Annotated in this window: 12 protein-coding genes and 1 pseudogene; 7 read left to right on the top strand and 6 right to left on the bottom strand. The window is 71.0% G+C overall.

Features of this window, described 5'->3' with window-relative positions; translation table 11 throughout:
- The 4 genes and pseudogenes from BGO22_RS11215 to BGO22_RS11200 all read left to right on the top strand — a co-directional run.
- Window positions 1-375, top strand: a pseudogene (locus tag BGO22_RS11215) (phosphonoacetate hydrolase); the annotation flags it as partial.
- A gap of 8 nt (window positions 376-383) precedes the next feature.
- On the top strand, window positions 384-1,481 hold the full coding sequence (gene psrA / locus BGO22_RS11210) for an iron-containing alcohol dehydrogenase PsrA (RefSeq protein ID WP_070399345.1): 1,098 nt from the start codon (window positions 384-386) through the stop codon (window positions 1,479-1,481).
- Window positions 1,478-2,923 carry a phosphonoacetaldehyde dehydrogenase gene (gene phnY, locus BGO22_RS11205; RefSeq protein ID WP_204743439.1) on the top strand — a complete coding sequence of 482 codons (1,446 nt, stop codon included), beginning with the start codon at window positions 1,478-1,480 and terminating at the stop codon, window positions 2,921-2,923. Before psrA ends, phnY begins: the two co-directional genes overlap by 4 nt.
- Before the next feature lie 256 nt (window positions 2,924-3,179).
- Window positions 3,180-4,772 carry a methyl-accepting chemotaxis protein gene (locus BGO22_RS11200; RefSeq protein WP_286850886.1) on the top strand — a complete coding sequence of 531 codons (1,593 nt, stop codon included), beginning with the start codon at window positions 3,180-3,182 and terminating at the stop codon, window positions 4,770-4,772.
- Window positions 4,773-4,779: 7 nt separating this feature from the next.
- On the opposite strand, the gene BGO22_RS11195 is transcribed toward BGO22_RS11200, so the two are convergent.
- Entirely contained in the window at window positions 4,780-5,400 is a 621-nt protein-coding gene (locus tag BGO22_RS11195) for a glutathione S-transferase family protein (RefSeq protein ID WP_286850885.1), read from the bottom strand.
- Between the two features lie 35 nt (window positions 5,401-5,435).
- Window positions 5,436-6,917 (bottom strand): gamma-glutamyltransferase family protein, encoded by a 1,482-nt coding sequence (locus BGO22_RS11190; protein ID WP_286850882.1) that lies wholly within the window; start codon window positions 6,915-6,917, stop codon window positions 5,436-5,438.
- A gap of 481 nt (window positions 6,918-7,398) precedes the next feature.
- On the opposite strand from BGO22_RS11190, the gene BGO22_RS11185 reads away from it, so the two are divergent.
- The 3 genes from BGO22_RS11185 (at window position 7,399) to BGO22_RS11175 (ending at window position 10,844) form a co-directional block, all read left to right on the top strand.
- Window positions 7,399-8,928 (top strand): hypothetical protein, encoded by a 1,530-nt coding sequence (locus BGO22_RS11185; protein WP_070399340.1) that lies wholly within the window; start codon window positions 7,399-7,401, stop codon window positions 8,926-8,928.
- Window positions 8,929-8,966: 38 nt separating this feature from the next.
- Entirely contained in the window at window positions 8,967-9,998 is a 1,032-nt protein-coding gene (locus BGO22_RS11180; protein ID WP_070399339.1) for a porin, read from the top strand.
- A gap of 192 nt (window positions 9,999-10,190) precedes the next feature.
- The gene (locus BGO22_RS11175) at window positions 10,191-10,844 is read left to right on the top strand and encodes a GntR family transcriptional regulator (RefSeq protein WP_070399338.1); all 654 of its coding nucleotides are present in this window, start codon (window positions 10,191-10,193) and stop codon (window positions 10,842-10,844) included.
- A gap of 100 nt (window positions 10,845-10,944) precedes the next feature.
- Here BGO22_RS11175 and BGO22_RS11170 read toward each other — a convergent pair whose 3' ends face one another.
- The 4 genes from BGO22_RS11170 to BGO22_RS11155 all read right to left on the bottom strand — a co-directional run.
- Window positions 10,945-11,865 (bottom strand): ornithine cyclodeaminase family protein, encoded by a 921-nt coding sequence (locus BGO22_RS11170; RefSeq protein WP_070399337.1) that lies wholly within the window; start codon window positions 11,863-11,865, stop codon window positions 10,945-10,947.
- Between the two features lie 13 nt (window positions 11,866-11,878).
- Window positions 11,879-12,634: a sulfite exporter TauE/SafE family protein gene (locus BGO22_RS11165; RefSeq protein WP_070399336.1), complete on the bottom strand. Its 756-nt coding sequence runs from the start codon at window positions 12,632-12,634 to the stop codon at window positions 11,879-11,881.
- A gap of 5 nt (window positions 12,635-12,639) precedes the next feature.
- The gene (locus tag BGO22_RS11160) at window positions 12,640-12,921 is read right to left on the bottom strand and encodes a 2Fe-2S iron-sulfur cluster-binding protein (RefSeq protein ID WP_070399335.1); all 282 of its coding nucleotides are present in this window, start codon (window positions 12,919-12,921) and stop codon (window positions 12,640-12,642) included.
- Window positions 12,918-13,208 (bottom strand): ferredoxin (locus tag BGO22_RS11155; protein WP_286850879.1); only part of this gene is annotated, 291 nt, incomplete at its 5' end. The genes BGO22_RS11160 and BGO22_RS11155, both read right to left, overlap by 4 nt.

Here is a 13,208-nt window from a genome sequence, read left to right as displayed (position 1 = left end):
GGCGCGCTGGGCTCCTACGCCACCGTGCACCTGCCCGGCGCCGAGGCCATCGCGCGCGCGCGCGCCGCCATCGAGGCCCTGCCGGGCATCGAGGTGGTGCTCAGCCGCGAGCAGGCCGCCAGCCGCTTCGAGCTGCCGCCTGAGCGCATCGGCGACCTGGTCATCGTGAGCGACCACCTCACGGTGCTGGGCACCAGCGAGCACAAGCACGACCTCTCCGGCCTCACGGTGCCGCTGCGCTCGCACGGCGGCATCTCCGAACAGAAGGTGCCGCTGCTGTTCAACCGCCCGCTGCAGGGCGTGCCCGCCACCCGCCGGCTGCGCAACTTCGACGTCTTCGACCTCGCGCTCAACCACGTGGCCGTCAACCGCTAGAGGTCCCCATGCCGCATGACTACTACAACCCCGTGCGCAGCGTCTACGGGGCCGGGGCCCTGTGTGCCCTGCCCGGGCTGCTCGCCGGCCGCAAGGCCCTGCTGGTGACCTTTCCGGAGGCGCGCGCGCTGGGCCTGGTGGCCCGGGTCGAGGCCCTGCTCGGCGATGGCCTGGTGGGCGTCATCGAGGACGTGCGCCCCAATCCCGACGTGGCCGAGCTCGCCGCGCCCTACGAGGCCTTCTGGCGCGACGACCGCGGCGCCGAGGCCATCGTCGCGCTCGGCGGCGGCAGCGCCATCGACACCGCCAAGGCGCTGATGGTGGGCACGCCCGACGGCGCCTTCGCCACCCTGGTGGCCGCGCTGGCCTCGGGCCAGCCGTTCACGCCGTCCGGCGTGAAGGCGCTCATCGCCGTGCCCACCACCGCCGGCACCGGCAGCGAAGTCACGCCCTGGGCCACCATCTGGGACCGTGGCCGCCAGGTGAAGCACTCGCTGCACCTGAAGGAGACCTGGCCCACGGCCGCGATCATCGACCCCGAGCTGATGCTCTCGCTGCCGGCGTCGGTGACGCTGCAGAGCGGGCTGGACGCGCTGTCGCACGCGCTGGAGTCGATCTGGAACGTCAACGCCAACCCGGTGTCGGACACCTTCGCCGTGGCGGCGGTGCACGACATCCTGGACGCCCTGCCGCGCCTGATGCACCGCCTGGACGACCGCGAGCTGCGCGCGCGCATGGCGCTGGCCGCGCTCAAGGCCGGCATGGCCTTCTCGAACACGCGCACCGCGCTGGCGCACTCCATTTCCTACGAGATGACGCTGCGCTACGGCCTGCCGCACGGCATCGCCTGCTCCTTCCCGCTGCCCCTGGTGCTGGCGCGCGCCATCGGCCGCCGGGCCGACCGCGACGCCGTGCTGGCCCAGGCCCTGGGCGACCTGGACGAGGCGCCCGGGCGCCTCACCGCCTTCATCGAACGCCTGGGCGTGCGCACGCGCTTCGCCGACTACGGCGTGAGCGACGAACAGGCCGAACAAATGGTGGCGCACGCCCTGACCGGCGCGCGCGGCCGCAATTTCATCGGCAGCGCCGAAAAGGAAATGGCATGAGCGAGGTGATGGAAAGCCACGGCTTCCGGGAAGAAGCGCTGCGCATCGGCGGCGAACAGGTGCACACGGGCCGCCGCTTCGACGTGCTCAACCCCTACAACGGCGAGCGCGTGGGCAGCGTGGCCATGGCCAGCGTGGAGGACGTGCGCCGCGCCATGGACATCGCCCAGGCCTACCAGCCCCGGCTCAGCCGCTACGAGCGCTCGGCCATCCTCAACCGCGCGGCGGCGCTGCTGCGCGAGCGCACCGAGGCCGGCTCCGACCTGATCACCGCCGAGTCCGGCCTGAGCAAGAAGGACAGCGTGTACGAGATCGGCCGCGTGGCCGACGTGCTGAACTTCGGCGCCAACGAGGCCCTGCGCGACGACGGCCAGGTGTTCTCCTGCGACCTCACGCCGCACGGCAAGCGCCGCAAGGTGATCACCACGCGCGAGCCGCTGCTGGGCGTGATCACGGCCATCACGCCTTTCAACCACCCCATGAACCAGGTGGCGCACAAGGTGGTGCCCAGCGTGGCCACCAACAACCGCATGGTGCTCAAGCCCTCGGAGAAGGTGCCGCTGTCGGCCTACTGGTTCGCCGACCTGCTGTACGAGGCCGGCCTGCCACCGGAGATGCTGCAGGTGGTGAGCGGCGACCCGCGCGAGATCGCCGACGAGCTGATCACGAACCCGCACGTGGACCTGATCACCTTCACCGGTGGCGTGGCCATCGGCAAGTACATCGCCGCCAAGGCGGGCTACAAGCGCCTGGTGCTGGAGCTGGGCGGCAACGACCCCCTGATCGTGATGGACGACGCCGACCTCGACAAGGCCAGCGAGCTCGCGGTGCAAGGCTCGTACAAGAACTCGGGCCAGCGCTGCACCGCCGTCAAGCGCATGCTGGTGCACCAGAAGGTGCTGGCCGACTTCACCGAGCGCGTGGTGGCCAAGACCCGCGCCTGGACCTACGGCGACCCGATGGACCGCCGCAACGAGATGGGCACGGTGATCGACGCGGCCGCGGCGGCGCATTTCCAGCGCGTGGTGGACGACGCCGTGGTGCAGGGCGCCCGCCTGCTGGTGGGCAACCGGCGCGACGGCGCGCTCTACTCGCCCACGGTGCTCGACCGCGTGCGGCCCGAGATGACGGTGGTGCGCGAAGAGACCTTCGGCCCGGTCTCGCCCATCATCGGCTTCAAGGACATCGACGAGGCGATCCGACTGTCCAACGGCACGGCCTTCGGCCTGTCCTCGGGCATCTGCACCAACCGCTTCGACGACGCCGCGCGTTTCGCGCGCGAGCTGAAGGTGGGCTCGGTAAACCTGTGGGAGGTGCCGGGCTACCGCATCGAGCTCACGCCCTTCGGCGGCATCAAGGACTCGGGCCTGGGCTACAAGGAAGGCGTGCAGGAGGCGATCAAGTCCTTCACCAACTGCAAGACCTTCTCCATGCCCTGGTGACGGCAGCGGGCAAGGCCCGCTGGACGACTTAAGGTCGTGACGACCGGCGCGGGCCGGCGTCGACCTGTAGATCAAAGGCCCGCATTTCAGCACCAGAACCCCCCCCCCTGACGACCAAAGTGGCAAGGCGCCGGCCGGCTGTCGCGCCACCTGAAATCCCCGCGCGGCGCGTGTCGATATCCGGAAGGCGGAACCCCCATCGGGACCGCATACCCCACCGGTAGCCACACGTTCACCAAGGAAGGGAGCCAGGGTCATGGGTATCGATCGTCTGTCCGTCAAAGCCCGGCTGATGGCCGGCTTCATGCTGCTCGCGGTCATCGTGCTCGCGGTGGCCACGCTGTCGATGCGCTCGCTCGGGCACGAGCACGACAGCTTCAATCAATACGTGGGCGAGACCTCGCACCGCGTGATGCTGGCCAACAACGTGCTGGACGCGGCCAATGCGCGCGCCATCGGCGTGCGCAACCTCGTGCTGGTGGGCTCGCCCGCGGCCCGCGAACACGAGAAGAACGCCACCACCGTCGCCCACGGCCAGGTGGTCGAGGGTTTCAAGGCGCTGCGCCAGGCACTGGACAGCGACGAACACACCGGCCCGCAGGAGCGCCGCCTGTTCGACGAACTCATGGCCGTGGAAGCGAAGTACGGCCCGGTGGCGCTGGACATCCTGGACCGCGCCGTGAAGGGCGATCGCGAAGGCGCCGTGCAGCGCATGGAGACCGACTGCCGGCCGCTGCTCGAGGCCCTGGTCAAGGCCGGCCACGCCTACCTGGACTTTTCCGCCGAGCAGGCCGCGGACGAGGTCCAGGCCTCGAACGCCAGCTATGCCCGCAACCGCAACCTGATGCTCGGCGCCAGCGCGGTGGCCGTGGTGGCCGCGCTGATGCTGGCCCTGCTGATGACGCGCTCCATCGTCGGCCCCATCCTGGAGGCGGTGAGCGTGGCGCAGACCGTGGCCTCGGGCGATCTGCGCTCCAGCATCGCCGTGACGCGCCGCGACGAGCTGGGCGAACTGCAGGCCGCGCTCAAGGCCATGAACGAAAGCCTGGTGCGCATCGTGGGTGACGTGCGCCAGGGCAGCGACAGCATCGCCACCGGCAGCGCCCAGATCGCCTCGGGCAACGCCGACCTCTCGACCCGCACCGAGCAGCAGGCCAGCAACCTGCAGCAGACCGCCGCCTCGATGGAGCAGATGAACGCCACCGTGCGCAACAGCGCCGACACCGCGCGCCAGGCCACGCAACTGGCCACCTTGGCCAGTTCGGCCGCCGTGAAGGGCGGCGAGGTGGTGGGCCAGGTGGTGGCCACCATGCAGGACATCCAGTCCAGCAGCCAGAAGATCGGCGACATCATCGGCGTCATCGACGGCATCGCCTTCCAGACCAACATCCTGGCGCTCAACGCCGCCGTGGAAGCGGCGCGCGCCGGCGAGCAGGGCCGCGGCTTCGCCGTGGTGGCCGGTGAGGTGCGCAGCCTGGCCCAGCGCAGCGCCGAGGCGGCGAAAGAGATCAAGGCCCTGATCGGCGCCAGCGTGGGCAAGGTCGAATCGGGCTCGCGCCTGGTCGGCGACGCGCGCGCGGCGATGGACGACATCGTCGGCCAGGTGCGCCGCGTGACGGACCTGATCTCGGAGATCGGCGCCGCCACCGGCGAGCAGACCGAGGGCATCGGCCAGGTCAACAGCGCCATCGCGCAGCTCGACCAGGCCACGCAGCAGAACGCCGCGCTGGTGGAAGAAAGCGCCGCCGCGGCCGACAGCCTGCGCACGCAGGCGGCGCGGCTGGCCGAGGTGGTGGGCTTCTTCCGCTTGCTGGACGCGGGCGGCGCCAGCGGCCCGGCGCGCGCCTGAGCGCCGCTCAGGCCTTGGCTTGGCGCAGGGCCCAGGCGCGCTGCGCCGCCGGCCGGGCCAGGCAGCGTTGGTGCCAGGCCCGGGTGTGGGGCAGCTCACCGCGGCCCAGGGCGTCGAGCCGCTGCAGCACGGCGGCCAGGTTCAGATCGGCGACGCTGAAGCGCTCGCCCACCAGCCACTCGCGCCCGGCCAGGTGGCGCTCGAGCACCGCCAGGCGCGCCTGCAGCTTGTCGAGGGCGGCCGTGGCCAGCGATTCGATGCGCTGCTCGGGCGGCAGGAAGCTGGTGTGGTGGAACCACTGGCGCGCCAGCGGTTCGATCTCGGTCGCGGCCCACAGCGTCCACTGGTACAGGCCGGCGACGCCCTCGGGCGTGTCGCTCCACAGGCCGCCCGCCGGGCGCGTCTGCGCCAGGTGCAGCGTGATGGCCAGCGACTCGAACAACAGCAGGCCGCCGTCGTCGATGGCGGGCACGGTGCCATTGGGGTTGATCGCCAGGTAGGCCGGCTCGCGGGTCTCGGGGCCGTTGTAGTGCCAGGGCACATGCCGGTAGGGCAGGCCCAGTTCCTCGGCGGCCCAGAGCGGGCGGATCGCGCGCGACGCGGCGATGCCATAGATCGTCAATGCCATGGGGGTCCTTTGCGGGGGTCGGTGAAAAGGCGGGTTCAGCGGGTGGCGGCCTCGCAGGCCAGGGCCATGCCGTCCTTGCGCGGATCGGAGCCGCCGAGCAGCTGGCCATCGGGCGCGCGCAGCACCATCTGCGCGCCGCCGAAGTCGCTGCGCCCGCCCAGCTCGCCCTGTCCGGTGGGCTCGGCGTAGCCGGCCGCGCGCAGCGCGCGCACCATGGGCTCGGGTGTGCCGGCCTCGATCGCGAGGGCGCGCTCGCCCTCCAGGCGCCAGCGCGGCGCGGCGATGGCCTGTTGCAACTCCTGCCCCCAGGCGGCCAGGCGCACCAGGAGCTGCACCTGGCCCTGCGGCTGCATGGCACCGCCCACCACGCCGAAGCCGGCGTGAAAGACGCCGCCACGCAGCGCGGCCCCAGGCACCACCGTGTGGTAGGGGCGCTTGCCCGGCGCGGCGCCGTTGAGCTGGCCGGGTGGGGCGAAGCCGAAACCGCGGTTCTGCAAGGCGAAACCCGCGCCCGGCACGCCGATGCCGCTGCCGAAGCGCTTGAACACGCTGCTCATCAGCGTGACCGCGAAACCCTCGGCGTCGACCACCACCGTGCACACGGTGTTGCCCGCCGGGTCGGCGACCACGCGCTTGGCGTGGGCCATGGCCTCGCCCATGCAACGGACCATGTCCAGCGCGCTGCGCGGGTCCTCGGGGTCCAGGGGCAGCGCATCCAGGGCTTCCAGGGCGTGCAGCACGGCCAGGCCGTGGGTATTGGGCGGGCACTGCAGCACCTCCAGGCCCCGGAAGCGCCCGCGCAGGGGCGTGCAGAACCCGCCGCTGTGGGCCGCGAAGTCGCTGGCGGTCAGCACGCCGCCGCGCGCGCGGCTGGCCTGCTCGGCCGCGGCGGCGGGCGCGCCCCGGTAGAAGGCGTCGGGGCCGCCGTGGGCAATGGCCTCCAGGGTGGCGGCCAGTTCGGGGTTGTGGAAGGCCTCGCCCGCGCGTGGCGGGGCGTCGGCGCGGTACAGGCGCGCGCTCACCGGGTCGCTGGCGATCACCGGCTGGAACAGCGCCCACTCGCGCGCCGCGACGGCGCCGACGGCGAAGCCGTCCCGGGCGGCGGCGATCGCCGGCGCGAACAGCCCGCGCCAGGGCAGCCGCCCATGCCGCTGATGCAGGTCGTGCCAGCCGCGCACCGCGCCCGGTACGGTGAGGGTGTGCACGTGGCGCTCGGGCAACCGGGCGCCGGAAAACGGCGCCAGCAGCCCGGCCTCGAAAGCCATCGGCGAGCGGCCCGAGCCGTTGTAGCTCTGGGGTTCGGCGCCCGGCGGCACCAGCATGGCCAGCAGATCGCCGCCGATGCCGGTGGCCATGGGCTCCACCACGCCCATCACGGCGTCCGCCGCAATGGCCGCGTCCACCGCGCTGCCGCCCTGGGCCAGCGCGCCCGCCGCGGCCTGCGCCGCCAAGGGGTGGCCGGTCGCCACCATGGCCGTCTCGCCGCGAACCGCGCAGGGAAGGGGGCTGTTGTGCATGGGTCGTTCGCCTAAAAGAATACAGTATACAAACACATGGGGGCAGCGACAAACCCCCGGGCAACGCCTGTCCAAGCCCTTCGCTTTCCGGGCAAGCCCTTTCCTTGGGGGTGGGCACAAGGCCTGGCACGAAGCCTGCATTCCGTGGCCGCATCTGATGTATACGGTATTCACAGATGCCCTCACTCCAGCCCAAACACCCCAAAACCACCCCTGAGACGGGCAAAAACGCACCACTCTGGGTCGATACAGGCCCCGTTGTGGCGCGGGAAAACCCTGAAACGCCAAAACAGTATTCTGTATACGATCTCGCCCGCCACCGAAGCACCTGCGCCTGAACACAGGACAGCCAAGCACAGAACCCCGCCGGCAGAAACAAGAGGGAAGGCCGCCGGCCAACCACCCCACGGTGCCGCCCGCACCGGTCGCAGCCCACCAACCACCGCCTGACCCTGCAGGCACCACACCCACGGACAAACCCATGGATTCCAACGTAACCCTGACAGCGGCGCACTGGATGTACCTGCTCGGCGTGATCAGCATCATCGTGACGATGGTGTTCCGCGCGAACGTGCTCGTGCCCTCGATCGCCGCCACCTTTCTCGTCGGCCTGGCCTGGACGGGCAACCCCCTCGCCGGCGTGGGCAGCGTCTACAGCGCCAGCCTGGTGGCCGCCAAGGAGCTGTTCAACATCTTCCTGGTGATCGCGCTGATGACGTCGCTGCTCAACGCCCTCAAGGCCTTGAAGTCCGACATCCTGATGGTGCGGCCCTTCCGCCTGCTGATGAAGAACGGGCCGGTGTCGTACCTGCTGCTGGCGGCCATCACCTACTTCATCTCGCTGTTCTTCTGGCCCACGCCCGCCGTGCCGCTGGTGTGCGCGGTGCTGCTGCCCGCCGCCATCGCGGCCGGCCTGCCGCCCATCGTGGGCGCGGCCGCCATCGCCGTGGCCGGCCAGGGCATGGCGCTGTCGTCCGACTACGTGATCGGCGTGGCCCCCGGCATCAGTGCCAAGGCCGCGGGCGCGGCGGCGGCGGTGATCGCCGACCGCGCGCTGGCGCTGTCCATCATCACCGGCGTGGTCGCGCTGGTGCTGATCTTCATCTTCCACCGCCGCAAGTTCCAGCCCGCCAGCCCACTGCACCTCGAGCGCTGGCAGGAACTGGCCGTCAAGGGCGAACTGGCGCACGAGCACGAAGGCACGACCCACAAGGCCGAGATCGCCCAGGGCACCAGCCGCGAGCACCAGCCGGTGACCAGCCAGGACCTCAAGCGCGAGCTGCAGAGCGTGCCGGCCGAAGAATTCAAGTGGTCCAAGCTGTTCGCCATCGTCACGCCGCTGGTGTTCCTGACGGTGATCGTGCTGATGGTGCTGCCCAAGCTGGGCGTGCCGCTGGGCGACTTCAAGGGCGGCGCGGGCGCGTCGCTGGTGGGCGGCGCCGCCGCGCTGCTGATGATCTTCGCCACGCTGGCCATGAAGGGCGCGCGCCAGATGCTGGAAGCCAGCGCCGACCACATCACCGAGGGCTTCGTGTTCGCCTTCCGCGCCATGGGCTCGGTGCTGCCGATCGCCGGTTTCTTCTTCCTGGGCGCCAGTGAAACCGCGGCCGCCATCTTCGGTGGCGACGCATCACAAACCCCCAGCCTGCTGTTCGACCTGGTGCGCAGCGCGCAGGACTGGATCCCGCACAACCCGCTGTTCGTGGCCTTCGGCCTGCTGATCGTGGGCATGGTCACCGGCATCGACGGCTCGGGCTTCTCCGGCCTGCCGCTGACCGGCGCGCTGGCCGGCGCCCTGGGCCCGGTCTCCAACATCGACGCCACCACGCTCGCCGCGATCGGCCAGATGGGCGCGATCTGGACCGGCGGCGGCACGCTGATCGCCTGGTCCTCGCTGATCGCCGTGGCCGGCTTCGCGCGGGTCCCGGTCACCGACCTGGTGCGCGTGCTCGCGCTGCCGGTGCTCATCGGCCTGGCGGCGTCCACCGTGCTGGCCGTCGTGCTGTTCTGAATCCCCTCCCCCACCACCCCCAAACCTGCGGTATTCCCATGAAAAAAAGCATCCTGCTGATCTCCGCCACGCTGGCCACCGGCGCGGCCATGGCGCAATCCAGCGTCACCCTGTACGGCCTGGCCGACATGTACCTGTCGAGCCAGAAGAACCCCGCCACCGGCCTGCGCATGAGCAAGCTCGACAGCAGCGGCGTCTATGAAAGCCGCTTCGGCTTCAAGGGCAGCGAAGACCTGGGCGGCGGCTACAAGGCCAACTTCCAGCTCGAGTCAGGTTTCGCGATGGACAGCGGCGGCGCCCCCGCCCTGTCGTTCACGCGCCAGTCCTGGGTCGGCATCTCGGGCGGCTTCGGTGACCTGCGCTTCGGCAAGGCCTGGAGCGCGTTCGACGACATCAGCGGCACGGCGCTGGCGGCCAAGAACTCGGTGCTCGCGCCCAACCAGGGCGCGTGGCTGAGCACCTCGTACAAGGACGCGCCGAACAACGGCGTCTACTACGCCTCGCCCAACTTCGGCGGCTTCAGCGGCGTGGTGAGCTACGGCACCGGCGAGAACAAGACCGCCGCCGATGGCGCCGGCTCGATCACCAGCGTGCACGTCAAGTACGCGGGCGGCCCGGTGTTCGCCGGCGTCGCTTTCCAGAACGAGAAGGCCACGAGCAATTCCACGGCGATCAAGTTCACGCGCGTCAACGGCTCGTACGACTTCGGCCCCGCCAAGCTGCTGGCCAGCTACGGCCGCGTGGCCTACGGCGCGGACGACACCAAGGAATGGACCATCGCCGCCGACGTGCCCCTGGCCGGTGGCTGGCTGCTGTCGGGCGGTATCGCGCAGTCCAAGGGCTCGGTCACGGGCTTCGTGGGCGACCCCAACTACACGGGCAAGCTGGTCACCACGGTGGCGCCCGGCGCGCCGGACGTCAAGCGCACGGGCTGGAGCGTGGCGGCCTTCTACAGCCTGAGCAAGCGCACCACGCTGTACGGCGGCTACCGCGCCAACACCATCAAGACGCCGGGCGCCGCCGACCAGGACGGCAGCGTGCTGGGCGTGGGCATGTACCACCTGTTCTGACGCAGACGCGCGGGGGGCCGTGTTCCCCCCGCTGTTCATCCGTCGAGTTTTCCTTTGGAGCCCTCCACGTCAGGGCATTCGCCGCGGCTTCGGGCCGCGGTCTTTTTTGGGCGCTCGAATAGAATCGGCCGGCTTCGGACCCAGCCCCGGCCCCGCCCGACGCCCCGCCGAACACAGAGCCACGCCCACACCATGAACCTGCCACGCAAGGAAGCCTCGCTGGGGGCGAGCCATTCGCCCCTGACCACGCTGGTGGTCGAGGCCCTGCGCGAACGCATCATGGGTGGCGCCATCTCGCCGGGCGAGCGCCTGGTGGAGAGCCGCCTGTCCGACGAACTCGGCGTCTCGCGCATGCCCGTGCGCGAGGCCCTGCGCCAGCTGGCCGCCGAAGGCCTGGTCACCATCGAGCCGCGCCGCGGCGCCTCGGTCACCGCCTTCTCGCCCGAGCAGGTGCGCGAACTGGTCGAGGTGCGCGCCACGCTCGAAGGCCTCAACGCCAAGCTCGCCGCGCAGCGCCACGACGAGAAGCAGATCGCCGCGATGGAAAGCATCCTGGCCGAGGGCACGCGCATGGCCACCAGCGACGACCAGGCCGCGCTGCTGGAGATGAACCAGCGCTTCCACGACGCCTTGGGCAGCATCGCCGCCAATTCGGTGCTGCAGGAGCTGATGCGCTCGCTGCGCGACCGCACCGCGCTGATCTTCGCCCCGCTCAACCGCACGCGCGGCCAACAGAACTGGGACGAGCACGCCGCGATCCTGCGCGCGGTGATCAAGGGCGACGCGGAACTCGCCTCGCTGCTCGCCATGCGCCACGTGTACAACGCGGCGCAGATGGAACCCTGAACAGGAACACCCCCGCCGCGCCGCGCGCGACCCCCTCAAGGGGGCGACACCAGCGGCCCGGCAAAGCCGCTTCCGCGGTATCTCTGGCCTTGGGGCTGTCTCAGTTCGCCGCGCCTTGAAGGCGCTGCCACACCAAACCGGCCAGCGCCACGTCCTCCAGGCCCACGCCCACCGACTTGTAGAGCGTCACCGCCTGCGCGTCCTGCCGGCCGGGCTTGAGGCCCGCGACCAGTTCGCCCAACTCGACGATGCGCGCGGGGTCCAGCGCGCCGGGCGCGGCCAGCACCAGGTCGCCCGCTTCCTGCAGGGTCTGCGGCTTCCACTCCACGGCGATGGTCGCGGCCCGGCGCAGGGCCGCGTCGTCGAGCTCGCGCGTGTGCGGCAGGCTGGAGCCGATGGCGGCGACGAAGCTGCCCGGCGCCAGCTGCTCGCCGCGAAACAGCGGCGTGGTGGACCGCGAGGCGGTGACCACGATGTCGGCGCCCTCCACCGCGGCCTCGGGCGCGCACAGGCGCACCGGTACGCCGCAGGCGGCCTGCAGCTCCCCGGCCAGCGTGGGCGGCGCGTAGGGGTCGCTCACGCGGATCTCGCCCAGGGAGAAGGCGCGCGCCATCTGCACCGCGTGCATGCGGCCTTGCACGCCGGCGCCGTACAAGGCCATCACCCGCGCGTCGGCGCGCGCCAGGTGGCGCGCCGCGATCACCGAGCAGGCGGCGGTGCGCAGGCGGGTGATGGCGCCGGCGTCGAACGAGGCCAGCGCGCGGCCGTCGTCGGCGGCGAACAGCAGGATGACGAAGGTGAACTGCCCCTGGATGGTGGTGTAGACCTTGGCGCCGACCACGCCCTGGCCCGGCACCACCGCGCCCAGGGTGGAGAGCTTGACGCCGCCCGCCTCGGTGCGCACGCGCGCCTGCATCGCGGCCTCGCCGCGGCCGAAGCGCGCAAAGGCATCGTCCAGCACGGCCTGCGCGTCCTCGGGGCTGATGGTGGCGTCGACGACGGCGTCGGTGATGTGTTGCATGGTGGTGAAGGGTTCAGGCCGCGGACAGCGTGCGCAGCAGGACGACGATGGCGCCGATCGCCGCCATGGCGAGCAGCATCTTGCGCACCAGCGGCGCGGGCACGAAGCGCTTGATCGGGTTGGAAGCGAAGAAGCCGGCGAACATCCACGGCATCAGCAGGGCGCTCAGCAGGTATTCGTGGGCGCCCATGCGGCCCACCACGGTGAGCACCGTGATCGACACCGCCGAGCCGATGAAGAAGATGGCGCCGAAGGTGCCACGCAGCTGGGCCGCGCCCATGTTCTGCATGGCGATGGCGAACGGCGGCGCGCCGGCCGAGGTGATGGTGCCCATCATCCCCGAGGCCACGCCGGCCACGGCCATGTTGCGCCGCGAGGGCATCACCCGCCAGCCGGTCAGGCTCAGGCTCACGCCGGTGAGGATGAGCAGCGCGAACATCAGCGACAGCGTCTTCACCGGCAGCAGCACCAGGCAGGCCGCGGCCAGCACGGTGCCGCCGAGGCGGCCGGCCACGGCCACGCTGGCCAGGTTCCACTGGATGTCCGCGCGGTCGCGCAGGCCGCCCATCAACGCGAGCGGGCAACTCAGCACCAGCAGCGGGCCCGGCACCAGCTCGGGGAACCACATCGCGGCCAGGGGCGCGGCGAACATGGCGAAGCCCAGGCCGCTGACGCCCTGCAGGCAGGCACCGACCAGCACCAGCACGCCGGCCGCGAGGTAGTGCAGGCCGCTGACGCCCTGCACGAGGTCGGTGGACAGCCAGTCCATGGCGCTCACCAGGACACGGCGATGTCGCCCTTCACGAACGTCTGGCAGGCCATGCGGAAGCCCGCGGCCAGGTCCTCGTCGCTGAGGTGCTTGCGCTCCTTGGCCTTCACTTCGTCGGTGTTGTCCAGGCCCTGCTCGATGCGGCACTTGCAGGTGCCGCACAGGCCGCCGCCGCATTTGAAGGGAATGCCGCCCTTCTCGCGCAGCGAGACGCGCAGCAGGTTGCTGTTGTCCGGCGCGCTGACGAGCTTGTTGTCGTTGCTGATGAAGGTGATGTTGACGGTCATGGCGTGTTGAAGGCGGCGGGATCGCGGGGGCGCAGCTCGGCCTGGGTGCTGCCGTAGCTGCACAGATTGCGCAGCTCCCGGCGGGCCGATTCGAGGTCCGCGAAGGATTCAAGGAACTTGGAAGGCACCGAGTTGACGGTGTCCTGGCCGCTTTCATCGATCACCCGCACGCGCGTGGGCGCGGGCAGCTCGGCCACGAGGAAGCGGGCGCGCACGCGGCCGTCGCAGTGGTAGTCCCAGGCCTCGACCGGCACCAGGCCGTCGCTCGGCTCGGTGCGGAACTGGCC

The sequence above is a fragment of the Hydrogenophaga sp. 70-12 genome (assembly GCF_001897365.1).
GTDB lineage: Bacteria > Pseudomonadota > Gammaproteobacteria > Burkholderiales > Burkholderiaceae_C > Hydrogenophaga > Hydrogenophaga borbori.
The sequence above is the reverse complement of the archived record's forward strand: the minus strand, read 5'-3'. Positions and strand labels throughout refer to the sequence as shown.

What these genes read in the sequence shown, in the direction of transcription:
- BGO22_RS11175 (WP_070399338.1), top strand. Translation starts at nt 10,191, where the DNA reads ATGAACCTGCCACGCAAGGAAGCCTCGCTGGGGGCGAGCCATTCGCCC.
- BGO22_RS11185 (WP_070399340.1), top strand. Translation starts at nt 7,399, where the DNA reads ATGGATTCCAACGTAACCCTGACAGCGGCGCACTGGATGTACCTGCTC.
- BGO22_RS11170 (WP_070399337.1), bottom strand. Translation starts at nt 11,865, where the DNA reads ATGCAACACATCACCGACGCCGTCGTCGACGCCACCATCAGCCCCGAG.
- BGO22_RS11190 (WP_286850882.1), bottom strand. Translation starts at nt 6,917, where the DNA reads ATGCACAACAGCCCCCTTCCCTGCGCGGTTCGCGGCGAGACGGCCATG.
- phnY (WP_204743439.1), top strand. Translation starts at nt 1,478, where the DNA reads ATGAGCGAGGTGATGGAAAGCCACGGCTTCCGGGAAGAAGCGCTGCGC.
- psrA (WP_070399345.1), top strand. Translation starts at nt 384, where the DNA reads ATGCCGCATGACTACTACAACCCCGTGCGCAGCGTCTACGGGGCCGGG.
- BGO22_RS11180 (WP_070399339.1), top strand. Translation starts at nt 8,967, where the DNA reads ATGAAAAAAAGCATCCTGCTGATCTCCGCCACGCTGGCCACCGGCGCG.
- BGO22_RS11195 (WP_286850885.1), bottom strand. Translation starts at nt 5,400, where the DNA reads ATGGCATTGACGATCTATGGCATCGCCGCGTCGCGCGCGATCCGCCCG.
- BGO22_RS11165 (WP_070399336.1), bottom strand. Translation starts at nt 12,634, where the DNA reads ATGGACTGGCTGTCCACCGACCTCGTGCAGGGCGTCAGCGGCCTGCAC.
- BGO22_RS11160 (WP_070399335.1), bottom strand. Translation starts at nt 12,921, where the DNA reads ATGACCGTCAACATCACCTTCATCAGCAACGACAACAAGCTCGTCAGC.
- BGO22_RS11200 (WP_286850886.1), top strand. Translation starts at nt 3,180, where the DNA reads ATGGGTATCGATCGTCTGTCCGTCAAAGCCCGGCTGATGGCCGGCTTC.